Here is a 16,724-nt window from a genome sequence, read left to right as displayed (position 1 = left end):
TAGTTTACCATGCACGACAACCGAATCCCAGCAGTTAGTACGAATTGTAAAATATCCCTTTACAAAAGAAAGCGAATGGTTTATTTTAACATTAAGTAATCATTAAATATTACTTGTATTATCCCAACATTTAAATTCTATAACAAGAATTATCGGAGGTTATGATGGAAGATAACATGAAAGATACCTTACTATCGAACATAAAATTTGCGTACAACGAAGCTTTGGAATTCATTGTTTCTATGGGAATGATTGCTTGTGAAGAGCAGTTGCTTAAGGCAGCTGAGGATTACAAACTTGAAATGGACCCACAAGCGTTGTCTTATCATAAAGATGCACGAGCACGGTTGTCACCTCACTCCTACCGAGAACTTCAGTTTTTTTTCCAGTACAACTTTTTTCATAAAGCACTCGATTTTGCTTTCTATGAATCCATTTGCACCTGTCCAGAACCACAAACAGCTGAAGCATGGATAAATCGACTGGAAAAGAGTCCTGCAGAAAAGGTAGTCGCTGAAATGGTATATGGTGTGTATTACGATAAATTAGATGAGTTGCTAGAAGGAAACGATTGGGAAATCGTCAAGAAGGATACCCGCTTAATGGCTGAGCTTGTGGCAAGAACAAAACCGCAGCTGGATGTGATTGAAGCGCAGGGGCCATTACTAGAGTGCCTTGCTTATCCCGAAGAAACTAAGCTACGTTATATGCAGCTCTTAAACCAGTTCTACAAGGATGTCTTTTCACTTTGGAAAGAGGAGTTAAAAAGGGAGTCTGAACAAGCCTCTCAGCGTTATGAAGGTTTGTTCCTAGCGAATCCTGAAAGATTCATTCGTGATATCAACAAAAATGAACCTGCAGTTTATGATGTTCCCACTACTTTTCATGTCAGCTTTTTCTCACAAGTTGGGAATCATGTTCTCTTCTTTTACGCAGGAAGTTCTCGTATCGCTTGGGTTATATTCGGCATTTTTAATGATCATGTATTCGGACCTGCTGCTGATCGAGAGAAAACTGAACTTTTTTTAAAAGCATTCTCGGATAAACGACGTTTAGACTTCTTGCTACTATTAAGGAATCGCCCTCACTATGGACAAGAAATTGCATCAGCACTTGGCATAACGCCCGCGGCAGTAACTTATCATGCCAACTTCCTATTCTTTTTAGACCTTATCGAACTAAAAAGAACCGATCATCGATTATATTACCATCTTCGAATGGATAAATTGAGAGAATTACTTGCCGTCACCACAAAAGTCATGCTCGATGAGGAACCTCCTATCTTTTAAGTGAACCACAGCAAATTAAAACCATAGTGGGGAGGGTCTAAATTGAATGGATCTACAAACATAGAAGCAGACTCGATCAAAAAATCCAAAGTAGTTTCTAACACTTTTATGCGTTTACTGAAACTTGGAAAACCCTATTTAGGCTGGTACCTCATATTATGTCTCTTAGCTGCCGTCGTTTCCCTTGCAACAGTTGGGATAGCCGAATCTTTACGACGTATAATCAACGCTGCTACGAATCAGAACATGTCCTTTTTGATGTCTGGTGCTATCTTTGCTCTAGTAATCGTTATTGTAGATGCTTTAGCCAGCTTCTTATTGACTTACTTATCAGGTGTGCTTGAATTCAAGTCGACCTCCAAGCTTCAGGTATCACTGCTAGCTAGATTATTAAACGTACAGATGAAAGATTTGGATCGTTATCATTCTGCTGATCTCATTAGTCGTATCAATGATTCTGCCCCAGCTGCTCAGCAAGGTATCAATCAGAAGACCATTGAACTATTCAGTAATCTGATGCAAATTACATTTCTCCTAACTTATCTGCTCTCACTCCAATATGTCTTAACGCTCGGAACTATATTGATTTGCTCGCTTGTTCCACTTGTGATGATTCCCTTCACTTCCCGCCTACGTTCCATGCACGAGCAAAGACAGCAAATTGAAACCGCTCAACAAATGTTTATTCAAGATACGGTACAGGGTGCTGAGGTTGTGCGTGCCTTCTCCCTTGCACCTAAGCTGCATAATCAATTCACACAACGTGTTAGGCAATATTTCAACATTCATTTACCTGTCACACGCTTAGAAGCTGTGGGCTATAATATGCCCTTTGCCGTTATTCTTAGTGGATTGCTATATGTTCTCTCCTACGGCGGATATCTAGTTATCCAAGGGAGATTGGATGTGGGAGCAGTAGCGGCATTTCTTATTTGTTTCGAGCAAATTACAAACCCTGTATCAAAGCTGGCTAATCTATGGACAGAATTACAAGCCTCGCTGGCGCAAGGTAAACGATTGTTTGAAGTCATCGATTTACCAGAAGAAGACGCAAGCCGTGAATGTAATCAGGAAGATTCTCATAAAGAAACGCCGATGAATAACAACCAAGCAATTAGTGGCTTGTACCCTATCACCTTTGAGAATGTAGGTTTTCATTATGGTAATCATCAAGTATTAACTAACGTTAATCTAACCATAGAACCAGGTAAAGTAACTGCGTTTGCCGGTCCTAGTGGCAGTGGGAAAAGCACCCTCCTTCAATTAATACTCGCAACCTATGAACCTAATGAAGGGGTCATCCAATCTGGTAAGTTGCCGTTAAGCAGCATTCCCCCTCGGTCTTGGCGTAATCATTTGGCTTATGTTTCTCAAGAGCCTTATCTGTTCACTGGAACTCTATATGAAAATATTGCATGGGGAAGACCTGACGCAACCTTTGAAGAAATTATTAAAGCAGCAAAAAGTGCGGGGATACATGAATTTATTATGAGAACTCCACTTCAATATCAGACTTCTATTGGGGAACGGGGCCATACCTTATCTGGCGGCGAAAGGCAGCGGCTATCTATTGCCAGAGCGTTTGTCCGAGCGCCTAAGCTTCTCCTTCTTGATGAACCCACAGCTGCACTTGATAGCCATAATGAGGAGATTGTCGGCCAGGCCCTGCAAGAACTCATGCATGATCGTACAACGGTTGTTATCGCGCATAGACTATCTACCATCAGAAATGCAGATCACATTTATTATATGGAGGCGGGTTCTATTGTTGAAGCTGGGACTCATCTGGAGTTAATGACTTTACAAGGTCAGTATTACAATATGGTTGAGACCTCAATGAAGAAGGCTGATATTTCTACTCTGGTCAGGGAGGTAGAGATATGAATGAGATGGAATTCAAAAATCTAAAATTGGGGTATGCTCTACGTAGATTAATCTCTTACGCTAGCCCTTATCGAATTGGATTTATTGTGGCTGTACTCCTGCTCTCTGCTAAACTCGTAATGGACATAGGATTTGCAGCCATTCAGCAAGTATTTATTGATACGATCAACAACGCCAATATGGATGCATTAACACGTATAACTGTAATCTGTGCCATTGCTTGTGTCATCATTATCTGCTGTCTTATGGTGCAGCATTACTTCCGCTTTGTTATGCAAAGTCGGATGGCTTGGGATATTCGTGCGAAGCTGTTTGACAAAAGTCACCGACTTCCATTTCGTTACCTTCAGTCCATGCATTCAGGTGATTTGACTTCGCGTAACACTAAGGATGCAGGGATGGCCATGGGGATGATAAATAGCATTGTATACGATTTAGGCTATAATCTACTTCTGTGTTTCATTTCCTTTCTATATTTGGCCAGAATGGATGTCTGGATCGCCCTGTTAGCTCTTGGATCAGGCCCCCTTGTTTTTCTTTCCGGACGTTTCTTTGATCGCAGATTACGAAAATTATCTACTCAAATATATGCAAAAGAGGCGGAATTGCGAGGAATCTTACAAGAAACGCTTCAAGGAATGAAGGTCGTCAGAGCCTTTTCGCTTGAAGAAACTCTCTTAAATAAATATGCGTTAGAACGTGAGAAGTTAAGAAGAATGCAGCTGCGAAAATCGCTTCTGAATGGTCTCTTATGGCAATCTTCTGCCTTTATCAACAATCTCGTAATGGTGACATGCGCCGCTTTAATTGCGTTATCAGCTCTAAGTGGCGGAACATCAGCAGGTGAAGTACTCGCTTTTATTATTTTGATGGGTAGGGTTCAATGGCCTTTTGTCCATATGTCTCAAACATGGGGAGGTGTCCAGGAGGCTTTAGGTGCAGCTGACCGCGTATTCGCTATACTTGATGCACCTGATGAAGGAGCTACTCATCCTTTGCCAGAATCCAGCTCATCAACATTCGCTTCCGTAGAGGTAGCTGCATTACAAATAGAGGATGTCCACTACAACTATTCGGGTAAAACGGATAATGAAGCCTCCCTATTTACAGGGCTTAATATTCATATACAACATGGAGAAACTATCGCGGTTGTCGGGCCAAGCGGGTCAGGGAAGACGACGCTCGTTCGATTATGTAATGGACTTTATGAGCCTACTGCAGGAAGCATCACGGTTTATGGAAAGTCTGTACATGATCAGCTTGAAGAAGCACGTGCAATGATTACCTATGTTCCCCAAACCCCTTATTTGTTCTCAGGAACTATACGAGACAATATCGCCTTCAGTTCTAGTACAGCTAGCGAAGAGGATATTCGAGAAGCCGCTCGGCTCGCAGGTGCAGAAGAGTTTATTACGAAGATGCCCCATGGTTATGACACTATCCTAGGTGAACATGGATCGACTTTATCTGGTGGACAAAGACAACGCATAGCCATTGCCAGAGCTTTTCTTCGTGATGCTCCACTCCTTCTTCTAGATGAAGCAACTTCCGCACTCGATAACGAATCTGAGCGAATGATTCAGCAATCTCTTGATTTGTTGATGAAGAATCGAACCACATTGGTTATTGCACACAGACTATCCACCATACGTGAAGCATCTAGAATTATCGTGTTAAATCAGGGTTCGATTGTTGAGGAAGGTACACATGAGTCTTTATTAGAAATGAATGGGCTATACTCACAATTATATAACATTCAATTTAAATCTTCTGAAGCAGAAGACATTAGTGCACCTGAGTTGCTTCAATTACATTCCAGTCTTTGATCTCAGTTCAATGCATACACCGTAATTCATTAGTTATTTTAATTAAGGTGTATGCGTTGGAATCGAGTATAAATTATCCTCTTCTTTTAATCGTTTCATGACGAGCTTAATAAATGACTGGATATAGCTTTCTTGAAGCTCTTTCTTTCTGTGGCTCATCCATATCGAATGCTTAGAGACTACATTTTCCACTTCGACCTTGGCTAACATACCGTGATCAAGATAAGGCTTTGCTAACAACGCAGATACAAAACTAATCCCATAACCGGCAATCACGGCTTGAATAACCTCATTTACTCCATTAAATTGCAGTTCGATCTTCGGTTGTTGTACCTTTCTTTCTTCACATAATTGTACAATTCTCTCTCTGGCTGCACTACCTTCCTCCCTCATAATAAATGCCTCAGCCATCACTTCCTCAAAGCTAACCTCCTGCTTGGCTAAAGAATGATTTGAAGAAACTACGAACACATACTCGTCCTTGTACAACTCCCGATGTTCGAACACCCCTGTATGATGAGAAGGAAACGCCATATCACTATAAATCGCTACGTCTGCTTCAAAGTTATTTAATTTTTCCATGACTTCATGAGAATTAGCAGTAGAGATCTGAATTTTAACCTCCGGAAAAGATTGTTTGTATAATGATGCCCACCGGGGAATGAGTATGCTTGTGGCCAGATAATTACCTGCAATCCGAATATGGCCCGCAGGAAATTTATGATAATCCTCAATAATCTGCTGTACCTGTTCACCCATAGCAAATAACTTTTCAAGTGGATCGATCAGTTTTCTCCCAATCGGTGTTAGCACCATTCTCTTTCCTATGACCTCTAATAATACGATATTATTCTCCCGTTCAAATTTGCGGATCTGCGCTGATATAGCGGGTTGACTGATGTGCAAACGTTCAGAGGCTTTGGTCACACTCCCTGTTATTGCAACATAATAAAACAATTTTAATACATGATAGTTCATCCTGAATTCTTCCTAACTATATAAAATAAAATCATTGTTTAACAGACCTTCGGCTTTCTTACTATAACTATACATTATGGATATTAACTATTATATATTTTTTATTTATAATTATTTATCTTATACTTACAACTATTCAAAAGGGAGGTTTCGTTAATGAAAGAGACAGTATTATTTTTAACCCGTCACGGGCAGACCGAATGGAATTTGCAGAAAAGAATGCAAGGACATCAAAATTCAGCGTTAACAACCTTGGGTGAACAGCAAGCGGAATGGTTGAGAGAACGTTTGGAAGGTGAGAATTTAGGAGCCATTTATTCTAGTACTAGTCCAAGAGCATTGCATACTGCGCAGATTTTACGAGGAAATCGGAGTTTACCGATTCAACAGCAAGCTTCATTAATGGAAATTAACATGGGCATTTGGGAAGGAATGAACACAGATCAGATTGAACAAGAATATCCATTACAGTACACCCATTTTTTCACCAGACCTGATCTTTTTATTCCTCTAGCCCCAGGTGAGACCTATAGTCAGCTTGAACAAAGAGTAACGCCGACTATTGAGCGTATCATTAACGATAATGAAGGACATGAGGTACTTATTGTCACGCATCGGATGACCCTGAAAGTAATTATGGCTCATTTTCTCAATAAATCATTGCAGGAATTAGGGGAACTACCGGATATTCTCTCTACAGCATTGTGTAAAGTAACCCTAACTGACAACCATACAACCATCGATCTGTACGGCGATACTTCACATTATCAATGAATCCTTCTCAAAAATAAAAAAGGAAACTCCGATTTAAATGGGGTTCCCTTTTTAGACTTGAATTTTAAATTTCCACACTTTTGATTGTAAAGCTGCGGACCTTCATCCATTTTCCTGAAATAAATTCGTCAATTGTTTTCGTCTTCGGTCTAACACAAAAACGATGCTTGCTCCCTTTATCAAAACCAACCGCTTCAAAAATCAGGCCGTCACCTATTTGCTCCTTAAAAAACACTTGCTTAAGTCCCAATCTATTTAACATTTCAAGTTTTACACTTTCGATATATGTGCGTGAATACTCCTTAGACATATGTGTTCCTCCTAGTAGTGGTAGTAATATTATAAGTTCAATATTAAGAAAATCAACTGAAGATCACATAATCACAAAAAGAAAAAAGCCAACCCATAGTCTATGGATTGGCTTCTACTGTATAAGTTGATTACGAAATTATTTAACTTCTGTTGTTCCAGTCACTTTTCCATCAATAACAGCTGATGTTTTCAGATCTTCGCTTGCGAAGTAGAGGTTACCATCAATAGTGGCGGTTTCAGGCAGAGTAAAGCCTTTCGCTTCTACATAAACATCGCCTTTAATCGTTCCGCCTTCAACTTTCAAATTCTCACTTTGTACTGTAAACTTTGGTACGGTTAGTGTATAAGTAGCAGTGATCTTGTGATCAGCATCTTGCGAATAAAGGGCAATCTTACGGTAGATGTCGCCATCTGCGGCTCCTTTATTACGGAATTCTCCAGCTACAACAACCTCATCAGGAATCGTTACATCATTTAGAATCGCAACAATCCAGTTTCCATCTTTGCTAACAGCCTTAGTAAATGCATCTGCTTGATTCACGATCGAAGCTGTAGTGACAGCATCTGTCTGCTCAGCAGCCGGAGCTGAAGTTGCCGCCGAATTGTTTGCTTTATCCTCATTTGCTCCACAACCTGCCAATACTGCTACCGAAACCCCAGCCACTAAAATCATTTTAAATAGTCTCATTTTCGATTCCCCCTAATTTTGATTATGAATTAATTATATATTAAAATTCTTAATAATTAAGTGAATAATTTCACAAATTTGTGTCAGTATCTAAAGCGGTTTCACAGCGCGCGCTCTTCCCGATTAAGATTCGTTCCCATGAGTCACACCTCTTCTCGCTGACTGATTTAGGTTCTTAAATCTATTTACCCAAATTATAAAAATGAACACAAGCATCATTTGCTTCTTGGTATAAAGTCAATCGTTGACTCTTTTCAAGTGTTAATGATAATATTTGGAAATAAATATCTCAGCAAGGGAGAAGTTTACTGGTGAAAAAAACTACAATGAAAGACATCGCGCTACAAGCTAATGTCTCCGTTGCGACTGTAAGCTATGTTCTGAACCGCGTCGATAACCAAACCATTCCTGAGAAGACCCGCAATCAAATTCTGTCACTTGCCGAAGAACTTCATTACATTCCTAATCTAGCAGCCCGTTCGCTTGCCAATAAAAAAACGGGATTAGTAGGGGTACTTGTCCATAATTCTGCTTATATGCCAACTTGGAAACTCTATGCCCAATTCACATTTATTCGTGCTTTGGAACAGCGTTTAACGGATGCCGGATATCATACGCTGCTATATTCTCTTGGTACTGACCATCCTTCTCTGAATATCATCGTCGAAAGAAAGCTCGAAGCCGTCTTTCTGATCGATGTGCACGATGAATCCTTCTATTCGATTTCCAATCATTTTGTAGAAGGTATCCCCTTGATTTTGATCGACAGCATGATTGAAGATAAGCTGTTTAAGCAAGTTCTTTACAATTATCGTTCAGCTCTACAAAAGGTAATGCCGGAGGATCTTTCACAGGTTTGTTTAATTATGGAGAGCTTCAATAACTCCCTGCTCACTAACTTTATCCAAGATAGTCTTCCTTTACCTGAGAAAGCAATATTCAAAGTTCAAAATATGAAAGAATTGAATACAATCTTATCGGAGGGGATCTACAAAGAGGCCATAATTATTAATGAGTTTATCGGAAGTTGTGTTGAAAAATCCGGGGTATTCGCACGTCTTTCTGTTCTATGTACCTGTAATTGCCCAGAAATGCTTGGAGAAGACGTTCAGAAATTCATATTCACTGGGGATAAATCAGCCACTGCTTTTGAACTAATGCAGGAGTTATTACATCGTCCTGACTACTCCAAACAAGAGAATAATCGTTATTTTGTTGATTAATTTTTTTTCGATATTCACTTAAGCGTTTAAGTTGAGAGGAGAGTTACCCATGACAGATCCTGTATTAGCAAAACATGCATCCACCACCGCTCAATCCTATCCAACCCTTTGGGGAAACCGGAGATTTATGCTGCTACTCAGCTCCTATTCCATTTCTTTGTTTGGAAATACCTTTCACAGCATTGCTTTAAGTTTATGGGTACTTCAGACGACCGGAAGCGCTAAAATGATTGCCATTATTACGATAATCAATTTATTGCTCAGTTCTTTACTCGGATCGATAGGAGGCACACTCGCAGACAGGATCAATCGCAGAAGTATTATGTTAATCACTGATTTGATAAGCTGCGGTCTAGCAGTTACGCTTGCTTTGGCCATTTCCATGTCTTCTACATCATTCATTATCGTGGCCATATTAACGGGACTTACGACAGTCTCAGCATTATTCCAATCCCCTGCGTATCAAGCTTCAATTACCACTGTAGTTGGAAAAGAACATGTACAAAAAGCAGTCGGGATTCTGAACCTGTCAGAGAATGTCTTTCGGACGATTGGGTATTCCGCTGGAGGTATTTTTGTAGCGAGTTTTGGAGCGGCAGATGCCATATTATTTGATGGAGCTACATTTTTCGTTTCCTTTCTACTAGTTCTTGCTGTCCGCTCCCTTCCACTCCCAAACCGAGTGAATACCGGACCTAAAGAAGAAAGAAAATTTAAACAGGATCTTGCGGATGGCGTTCGTTATATATGGAGATACCCCTTCGCCCGAGCAATAATCATCATGCTTCCTACGCTCACTTTGTTCTTTATGCCTTCACTGATGCTAACGCAAGTTATGGCCGTCAAAGTATGGAATTCTAGTCCCTTTCAGTTTGGACTCATGGAAGCCTGTATTCCTCTAGGTTATATGATTGGTTCCAGCATGATCTTGTTTCTCGGCTCCAAATTAAAGAATCGCGGCTTCTTTATCATGACTGGACTGCTGTGTCTGGGTCCCCTGTACCTCCTGTTATCGTTCGTCACTACTGCTGCCTTAGCCATTCCCCTCATTCTTCTAATCGGCTTTATGTTCTCATTCTGTACATTGCTGATAAATACAATCCTCAGACTGGAAGTTTCGGAGGATATACAAGGTAGAGTCTTCGGTGTACTTGGCTCCATTATGAGTGTAGCACCCTCACTTGGTCTTACAGCTGTTTCATTCCTGTCCGATCACTTCAGTCCAGCCCCTGTCATGGGTTCCATCGGAGTCCTGCTACTACTATTTGCTTTATTAATCTTGACCAAGTTAAAGGTGATTCGTAATTATAAGTAATTTTAGAACATATCTTATGACCGTTATCGCCCGTTTCTCCTAATAACACGCCTATTATGAAGCTCGATCAGTAATTGAACAACTATAATGATCAATAAGAAGATTCCCACGATACCTGTTAAAAATGGATAAATTAGAGGGAAAAATACACTTGGATAACTTTTAGTAATATCCGAATAGTAGCCCATACCCATAAGTGATGTACCCGAGAACTCGATAAGCTTCACCCCTAGATGATTGTCACTTCTTTGAGCATAACTCAGCACCTTTTCTTCTATACTGCCATCATGTGAGATCGTGATTATTTTCCATTTTCTCTTTTCCATCGGCTGACTATCATCTGTAAGTCTTTGGACTATATTAATTTCTTTCTCGCCAGTCTTTCGATCCGTAACAGTAAGGATATCTATCCATGAGAAATATCTGCTTCCTCGTTCCCGATTAGACAACCATATTTCATCAGGGGTTGAGATTTTTTGACCATTTAATAAAAACTGAACTTTCACAATATCTCCAGGCGGGACACTCTCCTCTTCATCCCAAAGGGTCAATTCTGCTTTCCTGCCTGTATTTTCTTCTTGGATCTTAATATGCTTATCATCAACCGTTAGTTCTTGAACGTTTAACGTGTTATACCCTTTCTCAGCATGGTTGATCTCATAACGCTGATTGATTTGATCTGAAATCATATACTCACGGATATAGTTGAACAATGGGCTGAAAGAAATCGCTAGCAAGAAAAATGAAATCACCGATAAATAAATTATTTTTTTCATAATGAATCCTTGTGAGCGATCGTCAGCTTGAAATTTTGTCTTGAGCCACCTTCGAGGCCATTTGGAACCCCATCCTGCATAGGAAAGAAACCAAACTTCTGATAAAATCTTCTAGCAGGTTGACCCTCTGGATGATCCTCACCAAATGTAGTAACGAATATCTCTGCTGGGGTTTCGATACTTTCGAGAATATTGTTAAGAAGGGCTGTCGCAACTCCTTTATTTCTCTCTATGGCTGAAACAGATAACCACCCAATCTTGTAATTAGGGGCATTGGATGAAGAGAATAACACAGCTCCAAGTAATCTTGAACCTGGCGAACCATTGTTTTCTCGTACACAAAAAGCGCTTTGTCGACTGATATTTTTTTCTAACGCTAGAGTGAAATTCGGATCATCGACCATCGGCCCAAAAAGGGACTCCACCTCTGCCGCCAGCTCCAGCCATCCTCTTATATCCTCCATAGTAGCGTTTACTACATTCATATATAAGTTCTCCTTTAGTAATCTTGGTTACACCATTCGATACACTGAGGAATAAAGTGATCATAGTCATTTAAAGCAGTGATTGTATTTATTACTTCAAGCGTTCCAAGCTCTCGCTCCGCATCATCCGTACTCTCCAGTCCGAGTGATCGTCTGACATTATAAGCTAACCATTCTAGCTTCCCATGAAAACCATAGTTTAGCACATCGGACCAGTTAGCATAAATCTCGCCGCCATGATCGCGGTATGCATTAATAAGCGTACAGAAAGCATCTTTGCTTACACTTCCCGATTCAAAGCCTGACCAATAAAGGGCTACATCTATTAGCTCTTGGGTTGGATGGATAGGTCCTGCTGCTTCCCAGTCAATAATAATGGGTATCTGATGCTCATCCCATAGTACATTTTTTTGATCTAAATCCCGATGGCTGATCACCATATGATTCAATAATTGTTCCGCTGAAGAATCTACAAGTTGTTCCCAATGATTTATTTGGTTCAGGTTATCTAATAGCAAGCTAGACCATTCCAAACCATCCTGTTTTGCTGTTAGTGCATATTCATTCCAACGAACAGTTGATGTATTTACTGCCTCAAGCTTTCCATTAGAATGATGATCAAGAAGTGTAGCGAAATCGATCTTATGAATTTTAGCAAGGTTTTCGCCAATCTTTTTACAACACCCTATATTAATACCTCCTGATGGCAATGCCTTACCTTCGATCCATGGAAATAATAAATAGAATTGACCCTCGAATTCATGCATAAAACTATCTTTGGATACGATGGCCGGTACTGCATTTATTCCATTTTGATAAGCCATATTCGCAACTTTTTCAGAAAGAGTATAGTTGTTCATGGCTGTATCCCGATGCATAATTTGAGGATTTAGAGCTTTCACTGCATAGAGTGCTTTATCCGTTTGTAGACGATACATTCTGTGTAGAAGACCACCTGTTACCTGTTCTGGTTCATTTTTCAAATGACCTAACCCGTATTTTGCACATAGCATTTCGAAATTTAAGTTATAATTCAGATTTCCCATGTTATGTATCCCTTTCCTATCAATCAGAATCCCAACTTCAATAACCAAGCCGACAACTTCTCTTCCCGCTCTTTTAAATCTTCATTTATGCGATTGAATTTGCCAAGCCATTGCTCAGAAGCTATGCTGCCATCCAGCATATACAGGACACGTTCTGCCTGAGCAGCGACTTTCGCATCATGTGTAGCCAGTAGAATCGTTGTACCCGTCTGATTAATATCTATTAATATCTCCATAATTTCACTAGCAGCTTTAGAGTTCAATGCACCTGTTGGTTCATCACCAAATAGAATATCAGGCTCATTGATGATTGACCTGCAGATCGCTGCTCTTTGCAGTTGTCCACCCGACACTTGTGTAATATCACGCTCAGCGAGTGCGGAGATTCCGGTTTTTTTCATTAACTCAGCGGCTCTGTTATTGATGGTTCTACGACTAACGATTTTAGCTCGATAAGCGGATAAGATGATATTGTCCCGAATAGTCAGGTTTTTTAAAAGATGCATCTGCTGAAAAATAAATCCCATTTGATTTAAACGCAGTTCAGCTAATTCACTCTCAGAAAGACCACTGATGTCCTGCCCTTTAAAAACAACACTTCCTGAAGTCATCCGGTCCATGCCGCTGATCGTATAGAGCAATGTTGATTTCCCTGAGCCAGAAGGCCCCATTATAGCTACGAATTCTCCCTTTGATACCTGTAGATGAACATCTTTTAATACCGTCTGCGGGGTTCCTTGCCCGGTTACAAAGGTTTTATTTAAACCCTTCGTCTCTAATATGAACATACTACCACCTCACCCTCATTCGACAATCAGTTTAGATAAATTGGATTTCTTCATCGATATCGTGCTTACTACGGTTGTGAGTGCTACAATGAGCATGAAAAAAAGAGGGAGAACAAGATAAGCTATTACCGGATTAACTACAAACTGTATTTGGGATGCTCCCATAAAGGATCCGAGTAATTGAGTGAATTTTTGACCGATGGTATTAGCTGCAAAGGTTCCGAGAATGATTCCAAGACCAGAAACCAGTAGTAGCCTTACCTGATATTGCTTTCGAATATCTTCTAACGTAAAGCCAATGCTTCTCAAAATTGCAATTTGCGAGACGTCCTTCGCTAGCAGCATTTTTAGAAATAAAGCTGTAATCAATACTGAAATTGATATCGAGATAGCAATGGATAAGCCAGTGACCAGCTTTAATTGGCGAATCGTATTCCCGAGCGTCTGAGATAAATAGCTTTCTAGATGAGTAACTTTGGCTGGATAAAATAACTTTGCATATTGATCCATTTTCTCCTGAACGGAAACATTCGGATTCACATCTAAAGCTACGATATACCATAGCACGGACTTCGGGTCATAAGGTAATCGGGCTTTTGCAGTTCGACCACCGTTCGTTATATCTTGGTAGATCCCGCTAACCGTCAATTTTTTCGAAGTGCCATCTACCTCCAAAAGAACGCTATCCCCTACCCTTTTGTTCCATTCCTTGGCATTCAGATCAGAAAGGGCAATCTCATCCCCACTTTCAGGGATTCCTCCGTTAATATAGGTGAGCGGAAAAAAAGAGAAATCTCCTGTTTCAACATTGATGTTCTCCCATACGCCATCGCTGCCTAGCACTTTAAATCGAGAAGTAATTAATGGTGAGAATTTAGCTATTTCGGAGTCCTTATTTAGCGTCGTTATCAGTTCATTAAATCGCTTCTCTATTTGATCAGATGGCTGCAAATCTATTCTCATGTCACTCTGACCTACACCCATATAAGAAATAAACCGAGGAGACTGAAGGGTATTCAATATATTTACTGGTACAAGAATGATAAACAGACAGATCACAAATACGAAGAATAACAATCCAAACATGGTGAAGCGTCCATAAACATCCTTTAGGCCAAGAAAAAGATTCACATTTATATGCCTGCGCTTACTCAGCACTACTCTACTTTTATTGCCTTTCAACTCTCCCACAGTCCCTGACCTTAAAGCGTCTACTACTGTTATACGATTAAACCTTCTAAGAATAACTCTGCAAAAGAACACAATCATCCCGAAGATCAAACCGACCGCTAAGACTGGAACAATAGGCTGAAGGATCGTTTTCGGAGCAGTCCCCAAATACAATGTGATATTCGCTGTAAACAATCGCACCACACCCAAAGATAATAAATATCCTAGCAGTGAAGCGCATGCTGCCATCACCATATATTTTGCCAAATAGATCCTTCTAATATCTCGCTGTGAGATCCCAATTGCTTTCATGACGCCAATCTCTCTATAATCCTCCTCTAAAGTCGCGATCATCGTGAACCTTAAACATAGGACGGCAATAATCATAAGAAGGATACTTACCAAAATAATGACAACTGCAATAATCCCATCTGTCAGCGCATTCAGCGTCTTAAACAAAGGATAGTCTATCATTGGTCCTTTAGCGGGCATATCTGAGGATTGATAGATATTCCGGAACTCGCTAAGTCTACTTAAATCGGTGATTTGAAATTCAATTAAGTACTCAACTTCTCCATGGTTCTTCTTTAGTACATTATAATCCGTGTCATTTACGACAAAGCGCTTAGAGCTAACAATAGCTGGATTCATTTGGATGTCTCGAACAAAATCCGTAACAATAAATTTTTGATCTAACTGTCCATTGGAAAGGGTAACCTGATCACCAATGTTCAGATCATTCTGCTTCATATAATAAATAGGAACTGCGATTTCTCCTTCAGCTACCCTAATCACTTGATTCTCTAAGTTCAGCAGCAAATCAAATGATGGGTTCTGCTTAACAAAACCTATATCCATTACGCTGTTCTCTTCCGACTTATTGCTGTTACCTAAGACAATCTGCGAGCCATCTATCCTTAGCATTTCTACTGTTTGTTGATTCTTAACAAGTGGATTTGTAGAGGCGAATTTTTGAATATCTGCGTTATCTATTGGACCAGAATGCATTTGAACAAAATGGGGAGCCTTTGATTTATCCAGCAAATCACTTAAAGAACCGGATAATTCCATAATGACTTGAGAAGCACAAGCAGCAAGCAACGCCGATAACATCATAAAAATAAATAAGACGATCGTTATGATTTTATTTCTTTGAAAATCTTTTTTCACAATTTGTAGCAGCATTGACGATCTCTCCCCTACGTCTCATTCATCCTCCCTGCCCGGACCTTACTCAAACATTTGCGTTACGTAGGAAAAGCTTCCTTTTTCAGCTCCCAACGTAGTCTCCATAATATAAATAAAGCTCTGAATTTTGAGAATGATCTCTTCCGGCTGCCACTTGAAAATCCCTTCATCCAATAAAAATTGTGAGGCAACCAACAGAAATTCCATCGTTTCTTTAGGATAAGGACAGTGGAACAAGCTCTCCTCGATTCCCTGCTCAATCACCTCTGTCAACACAGGTGTTAGCTTCAAAATAGTTTCAGCCAAGCTTTTCTGATGGATTAGTGCATTCTCAGCTTGATGAAACTGTTCAATCATGTGACCTTTTCTCTCCGAATCAGGTTTCTGTGCCATTATGATTTGTAGTAGCTTTTCATGTACGGAGAGCTTTGAATCAGCAGCAATGATCTTCGCAACGTCTACTCCAGCATCGATGAATCGTGTGACCACTGCTTCCATAACCTCCTCCTTCGACTTGAAATAATAGTAGAACGTGCCCTTGGCAATCCCGATCTCCTGCAAGATGTCGTTCACTGTAGTTCTCGCATAACCTTTCGTAAAAAAAAGCATTTCTGCCTTATCTAATATTTCATTTCTGCGTTCTTCCGCTTCTTTGGAAATTCTCATTTATGCTGAGTCCTCCTTTTCATAGACCGACCGTCGGTCTATTCCATTTAAATACATTTAATACATCATGTCAATGATGTTCCAGCAAATTGGACAAAAGAAAAAAGGTAACCTCCAAAGGATGAGGTTACCTTAATGTGCAGTCAGCATAATCAGGAGACTTTTTTGCGCTTTAAAATATGATACACATTGCTGAACATACCGGACAGGATGCCAGCAATTGGGAACACAGCCCAGTTGACGTCCCAGCGTCCATAGACAAAGCCCGTAAACAGAAAAATCGCTGTCGCCAACGGCCACAACACAGCCCTCACAA

General features: G+C 40.2%; 16 protein-coding genes. 6 read left to right on the top strand and 10 right to left on the bottom strand.

All coding sequences use genetic code 11. From position 1 onward, the window contains the following. Positions 1-161 precede the first annotated feature (161 nt). From MKY52_RS19535 to MKY52_RS19525, 3 genes are read left to right on the top strand one after another with little or no spacing between them, the layout of a single operon-like run. The gene (locus MKY52_RS19535) at positions 162-1,289 is read left to right on the top strand and encodes a helix-turn-helix domain-containing protein (protein WP_143759557.1); all 1,128 of its coding nucleotides are present in this window, start codon (positions 162-164) and stop codon (positions 1,287-1,289) included. A 42-nt stretch (positions 1,290-1,331) separates the two neighbouring features. Then, positions 1,332-3,173: an ABC transporter ATP-binding protein gene (locus MKY52_RS19530; protein WP_341052903.1), complete on the top strand. Its 1,842-nt coding sequence runs from the start codon at positions 1,332-1,334 to the stop codon at positions 3,171-3,173. After that, positions 3,170-4,999 (top strand): ABC transporter ATP-binding protein, encoded by a 1,830-nt coding sequence (locus MKY52_RS19525; protein ID WP_341052902.1) that lies wholly within the window; start codon positions 3,170-3,172, stop codon positions 4,997-4,999. The genes MKY52_RS19530 and MKY52_RS19525 overlap by 4 nt, the downstream gene beginning before the upstream one ends. Before the next feature lie 42 nt (positions 5,000-5,041). Here MKY52_RS19525 and MKY52_RS19520 read toward each other — a convergent pair whose 3' ends face one another. After that, entirely contained in the window at positions 5,042-5,977 is a 936-nt protein-coding gene (locus tag MKY52_RS19520; RefSeq protein WP_341052901.1) for a LysR family transcriptional regulator, read from the bottom strand. Positions 5,978-6,133: 156 nt separating this feature from the next. Here MKY52_RS19520 and MKY52_RS19515 point away from each other — a divergent pair, with 156 nt between their 5' ends. Next, on the top strand, positions 6,134-6,751 hold the full coding sequence (locus MKY52_RS19515; RefSeq protein WP_341052899.1) for a histidine phosphatase family protein: 618 nt from the start codon (positions 6,134-6,136) through the stop codon (positions 6,749-6,751). A 64-nt stretch (positions 6,752-6,815) separates the two neighbouring features. Here MKY52_RS19515 and MKY52_RS19510 read toward each other — a convergent pair whose 3' ends face one another. Together MKY52_RS19510 and MKY52_RS19505 are read right to left on the bottom strand one after the other, a co-directional pair. Then, positions 6,816-7,061, bottom strand: coding sequence for a hypothetical protein (locus MKY52_RS19510; RefSeq protein WP_042189863.1), 246 nt, complete (start codon positions 7,059-7,061; stop codon positions 6,816-6,818). 138 nt (positions 7,062-7,199) lie between these two features. Then, positions 7,200-7,751, bottom strand: coding sequence for a polymer-forming cytoskeletal protein (locus MKY52_RS19505; protein WP_042189865.1), 552 nt, complete (start codon positions 7,749-7,751; stop codon positions 7,200-7,202). A 311-nt stretch (positions 7,752-8,062) separates the two neighbouring features. On the opposite strand from MKY52_RS19505, the gene MKY52_RS19500 reads away from it, so the two are divergent. Further along, positions 8,063-8,974, top strand: a complete 912-nt coding sequence (locus MKY52_RS19500; protein WP_341052898.1) for a LacI family DNA-binding transcriptional regulator — start codon at positions 8,063-8,065, stop codon at positions 8,972-8,974. Between the two features lie 49 nt (positions 8,975-9,023). Further along, positions 9,024-10,289 carry an MFS transporter gene (locus MKY52_RS19495; protein ID WP_341052897.1) on the top strand — a complete coding sequence of 422 codons (1,266 nt, stop codon included), beginning with the start codon at positions 9,024-9,026 and terminating at the stop codon, positions 10,287-10,289. Positions 10,290-10,312: 23 nt separating this feature from the next. Here the strand turns inward: MKY52_RS19495 and MKY52_RS19490 are convergent, their stop codons facing one another. The 7 genes from MKY52_RS19490 to MKY52_RS19460 form a co-directional block, all read right to left on the bottom strand. Next, entirely contained in the window at positions 10,313-11,065 is a 753-nt protein-coding gene (locus MKY52_RS19490; protein ID WP_341052896.1) for a hypothetical protein, read from the bottom strand. Beyond that, complete coding sequence (locus MKY52_RS19485; RefSeq protein ID WP_341052895.1) at positions 11,062-11,550, bottom strand: GNAT family N-acetyltransferase; 489 nt, start codon at positions 11,548-11,550, stop codon at positions 11,062-11,064. Before MKY52_RS19485 ends, MKY52_RS19490 begins: the two co-directional genes overlap by 4 nt. A gap of 14 nt (positions 11,551-11,564) precedes the next feature. Then, positions 11,565-12,596 carry a phosphotransferase gene (locus MKY52_RS19480; protein ID WP_341052894.1) on the bottom strand — a complete coding sequence of 344 codons (1,032 nt, stop codon included), beginning with the start codon at positions 12,594-12,596 and terminating at the stop codon, positions 11,565-11,567. Positions 12,597-12,619: 23 nt separating this feature from the next. Further along, the gene (locus tag MKY52_RS19475) at positions 12,620-13,384 is read right to left on the bottom strand and encodes an ABC transporter ATP-binding protein (protein ID WP_341052892.1); all 765 of its coding nucleotides are present in this window, start codon (positions 13,382-13,384) and stop codon (positions 12,620-12,622) included. A gap of 15 nt (positions 13,385-13,399) precedes the next feature. Beyond that, the gene (locus tag MKY52_RS19470) at positions 13,400-15,739 is read right to left on the bottom strand and encodes an ABC transporter permease (RefSeq protein ID WP_341052891.1); all 2,340 of its coding nucleotides are present in this window, start codon (positions 15,737-15,739) and stop codon (positions 13,400-13,402) included. A 45-nt stretch (positions 15,740-15,784) separates the two neighbouring features. Then, positions 15,785-16,408: a TetR/AcrR family transcriptional regulator gene (locus MKY52_RS19465; protein ID WP_339242482.1), complete on the bottom strand. Its 624-nt coding sequence runs from the start codon at positions 16,406-16,408 to the stop codon at positions 15,785-15,787. Between the two features lie 152 nt (positions 16,409-16,560). Beyond that, positions 16,561-16,722 (bottom strand): hypothetical protein, encoded by a 162-nt coding sequence (locus MKY52_RS19460; RefSeq protein WP_341052888.1) that lies wholly within the window; start codon positions 16,720-16,722, stop codon positions 16,561-16,563. Positions 16,723-16,724: the final 2 nt, after the last annotated feature.

The organism is Paenibacillus sp. FSL P4-0184 (assembly GCF_038004625.1).
In the GTDB taxonomy this organism is placed as follows: domain Bacteria; phylum Bacillota; class Bacilli; order Paenibacillales; family Paenibacillaceae; genus Paenibacillus_AQ.
Note: the sequence above shows the minus strand (reverse complement) of the source record. Positions and strands in the feature narration are given on the sequence as shown.